Origin of the sequence: Streptococcus parasanguinis, from assembly GCF_901875555.1 — a bacterium.
Taxonomy (GTDB): Bacteria; Bacillota; Bacilli; order Lactobacillales; family Streptococcaceae; genus Streptococcus; species Streptococcus parasanguinis_H.
Window position 1 is genome coordinate 1 of record NZ_CABFMD010000017.1, and the last position, 8,328, is coordinate 8,328.

Below are 8,328 nucleotides of genomic sequence, written 5' to 3' on the forward strand. Positions count from 1 at the left end.
CAAACTCTCATTAAAATAATAGTTTGTCTTAAACTCATTCTGTCACTGACAGATTTATTGTTTCTTTATTGTTCAGTTACTATAACTTCCGTTATAGTGCCCTGCACATTGGTTCGTCTTGTTCAGTTTTCAAAGGTCTTTGTCGCTCTCTTGCGACAACTATATTAGTATATCATGTCCTACACTAACTGTCAATACTTTTTTAAAAAATATTTTATTTTTTAAAAAAGTATTTTGAAAATAAAGAAAATAGAGAGGGAATCCTCTCTATTTATATTCTTGTCTGTATTTGTTTTCTTCAGCTTTATTTGCCCAAACATAATGACCTGGTTTAATTTCAACCATTTGTGGTTTATCTTCAGAGTAATCATGTTGTTCTGGATCGTAGATTTTAAGAACTTTTTTACGTTCTAGAATTGGATCTGGAATTGGGACTGCTGAAAGAAGTGATTGCGTGTATGGATGGATTGGGTGGTTAAATAGCTCTTCAGTTTCTGCTACTTCGACAATAACCCCTTTATAGATAACTGCAATACGATCAGAAATGAAGCGCACAACTGACAAGTCATGGGCGATAAAGAGGTAGGTTAAGCCTAATTCTCTTTGGAATTTTTTCAAAAGGTTCAAGACCTGCGCACGTACTGAAACGTCAAGGGCTGAGATTGGTTCATCCGCAATGACAAATTCTGGTTCCATGACAAGTGCACGGGCAATACCGATCCGTTGGCGTTGGCCCCCAGAGAATTCGTGAGGATAACGTGTCAAATGTTCTGCAAGAAGACCGACTTCATGCATGATATTCTTTACTTTTTCCTGGCGCTCTTCTTCACTATTAAATAAATGATGGTTGTACAAACCTTCAGATATGATATAGTCGACGGTTGCACGTTCATTCAAACTGGCAGCTGGGTCTTGGAAGATCATTTGAATCTTCCGGAGCAACTCAGACTTTTCACTGTGAGTATTTTTACCATTGATCTTACGACCACCGTAATAAATTTCTCCAGCGCTTGTATCATTCAGACCAATGATCGCACGTCCGATTGTTGTTTTACCACTTCCTGATTCACCTACAAGAGAGAATGTTTCCCCCTTGTTGATAAAAAAGTTTGCATTTTTAACAGCAACGAATTTTTTACTTCCTTCACCGAAGGAAATTTCTAAATCTTTAATTTCAACTAATTTTTCAGTCATTTCCTTCCTCCTAATCTGTAATGTGAGTGAAGCCCATTTTTGAGCCAATTTTTTCGTGAAGGTTTTCAATTACTTCAGGTTTATGGACTGCTGGAGCATCTGGATGGAGCAACCATGTCTTCGCCCAGTGAGTATCTGTAACTTTGAAAGCAGGTGCCTCTTCTTCAAAATCAATGTGCATCGCATAGTCTGAACGAAGTGCGAAGGCATCTCCTTTGATTGGAGCATACAATGATGGTGGAGTTCCTGGAATAGAGTAAAGATCACCATCTGAAGTTGATAATTGAGGCAAGCTTGAAAGCAAGCTCCATGTGTATGGATGTTTTGGATCGTAGAAAATTTCTTCTACTTTACCAAACTCAACGATTTCTCCAGCATACATAACGGCTACTTTATCTGCAATACTTGCAACCACACCTAAGTCGTGGGTGATAAAGATAACTGTAAATTGGTATTCTTTTTGAAGGGATTTCAACAAATCAATGATTTGCGCTTGAATGGTTACATCAAGGGCTGTTGTTGGTTCGTCACAGATCAAGATATCTGGATGGCAGGCCAAGGCAATGGCAATAACGATCCGTTGACGCATACCTCCTGAATATTGGAAAGGATACTCGTCAAAACGACGTTCAGCATCTGGAATTCCAACTTTCTCCATATAGTCCAAAGCCATTTCTTTGGCTTCTTTAGCTGTCTTCCCTTGGTGTTTGATAATGACTTCAGTAATTTGTGAACCAATTGTATTGATTGGGTCCAAACTTGTCATTGGGTCTTGGAAAATTGTAGCAATTTTAGAACCACGAATATTTTCCCAGTCTTTATTTGATTTCAGGTCCGTCAATTCTTGACCACGATATTTAATCGAACCTTGGGCAATACGGCCGTTATCTTCTAACATTCCGGTGAATGTTTTTGTCAAAACTGATTTTCCTGAACCTGACTCACCAACCAAGGCAAGAACTTCACCTTCTACTAACTCAAGCGATACGCCACGAATAGCTGTCAGTACGCGATCGCGCACGTCAAATTCCACTACGATATCTTGAGCAGATAAAATAATATTGTTATTTGATGTCATATCTACTCCTCCTATCTATGTGTACGTGGGTCGCTGGCATCGGCCAAGTTTTGTCCGACGATAAAGAATGACAAGGATACTAAAATCAAAACAGTAAGCGGAATCCAGAATAGGTAGGCATTTGTAGTTACGTTTTGAGAATAGTCAGAAATCAACCGTCCCAAACTTGGAACTGTTATTGGAAGACCAAGTCCGAAGAAGGAAAGGAAAGCTTCGTAAGAAATAAAGCTTGGAAGTAACTGTGATGTTTGTGTCACGATTACAGATACCAACTGAGGTAAAATGTTTTTCGTAACAATTTTCAAAGTTGGTGTTCCTAATGTTCGACTGGCAAGGTTGTACTCCAAATCACGGTAACGCATGATTTGGACACGAATGGTATAAGCAATTCCGATCCATCCGGTTAAGGACATGGCAAGAATCAAGTTCCAGAAACCAGATCCCATTGAGTAAGTCAAGACGATAACGATCAACATAAATGGAATGTTTGAAATAACGTTATAAACTTCCATCATGATACGGTCGATTGATTTTGAGATCCCCCAAATTCCACCAACGATAACTCCAACAACCACGTTAATAACAGTGGCGATGAAGGAAATGATAATCGAATTCCGAGCACCAAACCAAACTCCATCAAAGAGAGATTTACCGTTATTATCTGTACCAAAGAAAGCTTTGGCACTTGGTGGATTCAAACGTGCTGAAAAGTCATTTACCTTACTTACGTCGTTGTAATCAAAATTTGAAAACATAGGATAGACAAAACTCATCAAGAGAATCCCAATCAAAATAGCAAGCATAATGATAGTGGTTCTTTTTTTCAAGAATTGTCTGAATACAGATTTCCAGTATGAATACGCTGGAGCATCGATTACTTCAGAGGCAAAGTCATCGCGTTTTACAAACTGAAATTTATTTTTATCGATTGTAGCCATTATTTGCCTCCTTTCGTATTCGTTAATTTAATCCGTGGGTCAAGTACTGTCATCAAGATATCACCTAACATGGCAGCAAAGATAGCAAGTGATGTGAAGATAAAGACAAGTCCGATGACCATGGTGTTGTTTGATGCTTTAATAGAGTCAATCAACATTTTACCCATACCTGGGAAAGCGAAGACTGTTTCAGTAAGTGTCGCACCTGAGATAACTCCAATAATAGCGCCAGGAATACCAGACACCAATGGGACCATTGCATTTTTGAAGATGTGTTTTCTTGAGATCTCACGTTCTGACAATCCTTTTGAACGAGCAAAACGGACGAAATCTTGCGAGTGGATATCGATCATGTAACGACGGATCCAAACGGCGATAAATGGCGCACTCAACAAACCAAGAATCAGAGAAGGCAATACATATGAACGCCAATCCTGTGCTCCAAGAACTGGGAATGAGTCTGGAAGTCCAAAGAAAGAACCTGCTAGACGCACAATGTAAACAAGGGCAATAGTTGGAAGAGACATCATAAATGTCAAAACAGCTGTCGAGATGCTATCAAACCATGAGTTCTTGAACAGAGCCATGTAAGATCCTAATGGGATCGCAATCAAGTAAGCAATCGCAATACCAATCAAACCAATGATTGAAGAAGATGCAATCATGGATGGATTCTCATAATTACTCAACGTTGCTGTATAAGCATCCCCTTTACCAAATCGACTGATATCTTGTGAATCTGCCTTACTTGGTGATTTGTAAGTACGTGAGTAGATATCGATTGAAGATGTCTTTTTACCTGTTGGAAAGTTCACTTCACTCTTCTTGGTTGTTCCTTGTCCTTGTGAGATAACTTGAAGAACTGGGGTATTAGAATACGTTGGGTATGAATTTCCAAGGTTTAAGGTCACAAAGTTTTGGTGTACATATGGGAATTGACCATTAAAGTACAAGAGGTATTTGTGTTTCGTACCAGAACCTACAACTGACCAACCAATAGATGGATCATTTTCAATACGGATATAGCGTTTGAGATTTGGATTTGAGGCATCTTTCACCCAACCTGGATGATCAAACTGAACCAAATTCGCATAGAAGCTGATGACACGTTCAAAAACCGGAATTTCACGCACCGCATAAAAAGACTTACTTTCTGGGAAACGTTTCAACTGCCAACCATGACCTAATTTGTTAATGTATGCCTTATAGATCTTTTCATTAGCAGTCGTCGCATCAACTGTTACAGAAGAATCTTCTTTACTTGCTTTTTGTTGCAAGCTTTTTGAATCCATGTATTCCAAATAACCCATGCGATCGTAGACCGTATTTTCGTAGTTGATCTTCGAATCTTTTGTCTTCGCTACTTTATTGTAGTTGGGGTCATTTTTAAAGATGAGATTTCTCGGTGTTAGCGTATAGATAATCATGTAGGTTAATGTCGTCACAAGGAAGATCGACACTAACGAACGCAAAATACGCATAAAAACATATTTTTTCATATTTCATTCCTTTAATGTCCAAAAGAACTTTCTCCCCTAGAAGAGAAAGTTCTAATGAAAAGCAATAATTTAATTATTTAACGTGTTTTTCAAGATCTTGTTGAGCTTTTTTGTTTGACTCAGCTTTTTCTTTTTGCCATTTTTCACGTGCTTGTTCGTATTGTTTCTTAGTAACAGGTTCATCTTGAACTTCTACATATTTGAAGTAAGCTGATCCTTTGTTACCTGTTTGAGATGATGGACCAGAGAATGGTACCACTTTAGAAATGACAGTTGCTGCACCTGTACTTGACATTGTTGGAACCACCAAAGCACTATCGCTCAACCAAGCCTGAGCAGCTGCGTATTTTTCATACCGTTTAGTTACATCTTGTGATTCATTATTAGCATCTGCAAGAAGTTTCGCATACTCGTCTAAGCCAACCGCTTTAGCTGAAGCATTATCTACACCACCTGCAAAACCAAGGTAGACTTTTGTTTGGTCTTCTGAAGATGGTTGAAGAGTGTCAAGGTAAGTTGATGGATCATCATAGTCTGGGTTCCATCCAACCATTCCTTGAAGATCCCAATCAGCATCTGCTGCTGATGGCACATTCAAAGTAATGTTCAATACTTCATCTAGGTCCATCATTTGAAGATCAAGAACAACATTGTCTTTACCAAGAGTGTCTTCTACTGTTTGTTTCAAAGATTGCATCCGAGCAACAAATCCTTTTGAGCTTTGTGCTACTGGTACGTCAATATGAATTGGGAATTGAACACCATCTTTTTGAAGTTCAGCTTTTGCTTTTTCAAGTTGTGCTTTCGCTTTGTCTTTGTTGTAAAGACCATCTTGGCCATCTGCGAGGTTGACACCCTTCCATTGATCACCATAAGTGCTCAATTTATCTGCAACCACATCACCAAAGTCTTTACCATTTACTTGTACAAAGGCTGGAGCAACATACGTGTTACGAATAGCTGGTTTAGCAAATTCCTTACTATTTAACTGTGCAGAATAGCTTTCACGGTTCAAGGCAAAAGTAATGGCTTGACGGAAATCTTTGTTCAAGATTGCTTTCTTAGTCGCAGCCTTTTCAGCATCTGATTTTTTAGCAGTGTGTTTGTAAGATTGACGGTCGATGTTGAAACCAAGGACCGCTACACCTGAACCAGCTGGTGTGTTGTAGATATTGTCTTTGTATTTTTTCGAAATAGTTGCAAAGTTTGAACTTGCAGGGAATAAACGAGCAACTGTATAAGCCCCATCAGAGAAGCCACGTGCTAACGAATCTTGGTCTGATCCATCGTAATAAGTGAATTTCACTTCTTTAAGGTGAACATTTTTCTTATCCCAGTAGTTGTCATTCTTTTCAAAGACAACGGATGATTTTGAAGTGATAGATTTCAAAAGGAATGGTCCATTTGCAAGGATTGATTTTACATCGTTTGGTTGACCAAAATCATCGCCTTTACTCTTCAAGAAATCTGTGCTAACTGGGAACAAGATTCCGTTTGTTGTTTTAGAGTTCCAGAAAGTTTCTGGTTTGTTCAATGTGTACTCAAGTGTATAATCGTCTACAGCTTTAACACCAACTTGGCTAAAGTCTGTAGTTTTTCCTTGCACATAATCATCCAAGCCTTTGATAGAACCTTGAACAAGTGGAAGAGTTTCAGATTTTTTATCAGCAGCGTGTTTCAAACCTGTTACAAAGTCTTTAGCCGTCACTTCGCCATGTTCTTCACCATCTGCATCGTACCATTTAACACCCTTACGAATCTTGTAGGTATAAGTCAAACCGTCTTTTGAAACAGACCAATCTTCCGCAAGTGATGGTACGAGATTACCATACTTGTCATTTGCCATCAAACCATCTACGACGTTTGTAGTAATATCGTGTGTAGCAGCTTTAGAAGATACAGTGTAGTCCAAAGTTTGAGGATCATCTGTGTAGACATAACCATAGTTTTTGTCTTCGCCTGAGCTTGCTTTACTAGTATTTGAACCAGAACATGCAGCCAACAATCCAGCTGCAAGGAGTGTTACTCCGGCAACTGCGAATACTTTACCTTTTTTCATAGGAATTCTCCAATAGTTTTTTTAGATTTGTTTAAGATTATATCACAACTAAAAAAAAAAGTAAACTAAATTTTCTGAATATTTGCTTCAACACTATCCAAAAACCTTGCTATGACTGACTTTTTAGTCTAATTGATGATTTTACGATTTTCCATTAATCATTTGTATGATACAATAGAGAAGACTAAGTAACGAGGAAACAACTGTGAAAAAATTCTTTCTTTCTTTTTTAACCTTTATCCTGCTGTTATGCAGTTTGCCTTATCGAATCGTTCTGGCAGATGAGCTAAATCTTCCTGCCCAAAGCGCCATTGCTGTTGAAGCTGATACAGGTAAAATTCTCTACGAAAAGGACTCGGAGAAAAAACGAGATGTGGGAGGACTATCTACACTCTTAACCACTTATCTGATTTTCGAAGCCATTCATGAAAAAAAACTTTCTCTGAAAGATCCTATCATGCTGTCTGAGAAAGCTTTGTCCTTAAATGATATCGAAGGTGCTGGTACTCTTCCTATGGAGGCGAATCAATATACGGTTGATCAGTTATTGACGGCTCTTTTAGTTGGAAATTCTAGCACTGCTGCCTTGGCTTTAGCTGAGAAAGTGGGTGGCTCTGAGAAAAGCTTCGTTGAAAGTATGAAGAAGAAACTTGCGGAATGGGGCATTCAATCTCCTCATTTAATCAACGCTACAGGATTAAATACACAAACCATCAGTGGAGATCCTGAAGGGAAAGAGGATGAAAATCAATTGAGTGCTTATGACATTGCTGTTATTGCTAAGCACTTACTCCAGGATTTTCCTGAAGTGACCAAATATACTTCAAAACCCACTGCTCTTTTTTCAAACACGCAGATTGAAAATCCCAACCTGATGCTAGAAGGCATGCCGAATTACCGGTCTGGAGTCGACGGCCTTCGGGTCAGCAACTCTACCAAAGGTGGTATCACCTTTGCTGCATCGACGACGCAAAATGGCATCCATATGATTACCGTTGTCCTAGGAGTAGAGGCCGTTGACGGTGATCCATATGCACGCTTTGTGGCTACTTCTTCTCTGATGAACTACGTGGTAAGAACCTTTGTTTCTTCCATTGTCGTCAAAAAAGGAGATCCTTACGGGAAAAGCAAGGCAAGTGTTATGGATGGGAAGTCTGAGACTGTTTTAGCTGTTGCAAAAAAAGACTTCTATATCGTCGAAAAACAAGGCAGTCAAGCAGAACCAAAAATTCAATTTAATAGCACTCAAGAATCATTCAAGGCACCTGTCAAATCAGGAACCACGCTTGGAAAGTTACACTATACTGATCCAGATAAAATCGGGCGAGGCTATCTAGAAGATCAGGAGCCAACGGTCGATATGGTAGCGGGAAGAACCATTGAGAAAAGCTTTTTCTTAAAGGTTTGGTGGAATGAATTTGTTCGTTATGTCAACGAAAAGCTATAAGTAAAAAAACACAATGGAATCAATGAACTGCACCCCAAAAGTTAGACAAATAATTTAAGTGAAGGATTTAGTTCTGTATTGCACAGGACTAAGTCCTTTTAATTTTACCTTAA

7 protein-coding genes are annotated in these 8,328 nt (G+C 38.8%); 1 reads left to right on the forward strand and 6 read right to left on the reverse strand.

The features are described 5' to 3' along the window. Positions 1-267: 267 nt before the first annotated feature. The 5 genes from JX304_RS04775 to JX304_RS04795 form a co-directional block, all read right to left on the reverse strand. A complete protein-coding gene (locus JX304_RS04775; protein WP_205011497.1) occupies positions 268-1,194 on the reverse strand; it encodes an ATP-binding cassette domain-containing protein in 927 nt (308 codons plus the stop codon). Between the two features lie 10 nt (positions 1,195-1,204). Next, positions 1,205-2,272 (reverse strand): ABC transporter ATP-binding protein, encoded by a 1,068-nt coding sequence (locus JX304_RS04780; RefSeq protein WP_205011498.1) that lies wholly within the window; start codon positions 2,270-2,272, stop codon positions 1,205-1,207. 11 nt (positions 2,273-2,283) lie between these two features. Beyond that, positions 2,284-3,210, reverse strand: coding sequence for an oligopeptide ABC transporter permease OppC (oppC, locus tag JX304_RS04785; protein ID WP_003010290.1), 927 nt, complete (start codon positions 3,208-3,210; stop codon positions 2,284-2,286). Further along, complete coding sequence (locus JX304_RS04790) at positions 3,210-4,709, reverse strand: ABC transporter permease (protein WP_205011499.1); 1,500 nt, start codon at positions 4,707-4,709, stop codon at positions 3,210-3,212. The genes oppC and JX304_RS04790 overlap by 1 nt, the downstream gene beginning before the upstream one ends. A 73-nt stretch (positions 4,710-4,782) precedes the next feature. Continuing rightward, on the reverse strand, positions 4,783-6,768 hold the full coding sequence (locus JX304_RS04795; RefSeq protein ID WP_205011500.1) for a peptide ABC transporter substrate-binding protein: 1,986 nt from the start codon (positions 6,766-6,768) through the stop codon (positions 4,783-4,785). Positions 6,769-6,973: 205 nt separating this feature from the next. Between JX304_RS04795 and JX304_RS04800 the strand changes: the two genes are divergently transcribed. Continuing rightward, on the forward strand, positions 6,974-8,215 hold the full coding sequence (locus tag JX304_RS04800; protein WP_205011501.1) for a serine hydrolase: 1,242 nt from the start codon (positions 6,974-6,976) through the stop codon (positions 8,213-8,215). A gap of 54 nt (positions 8,216-8,269) precedes the next feature. Here JX304_RS04800 and JX304_RS10945 read toward each other — a convergent pair. Further along, positions 8,270-8,328, reverse strand: a 59-nt coding sequence (locus JX304_RS10945; protein ID WP_368430979.1) for an IS3 family transposase, incomplete at its 5' end; no start/stop codon positions are given.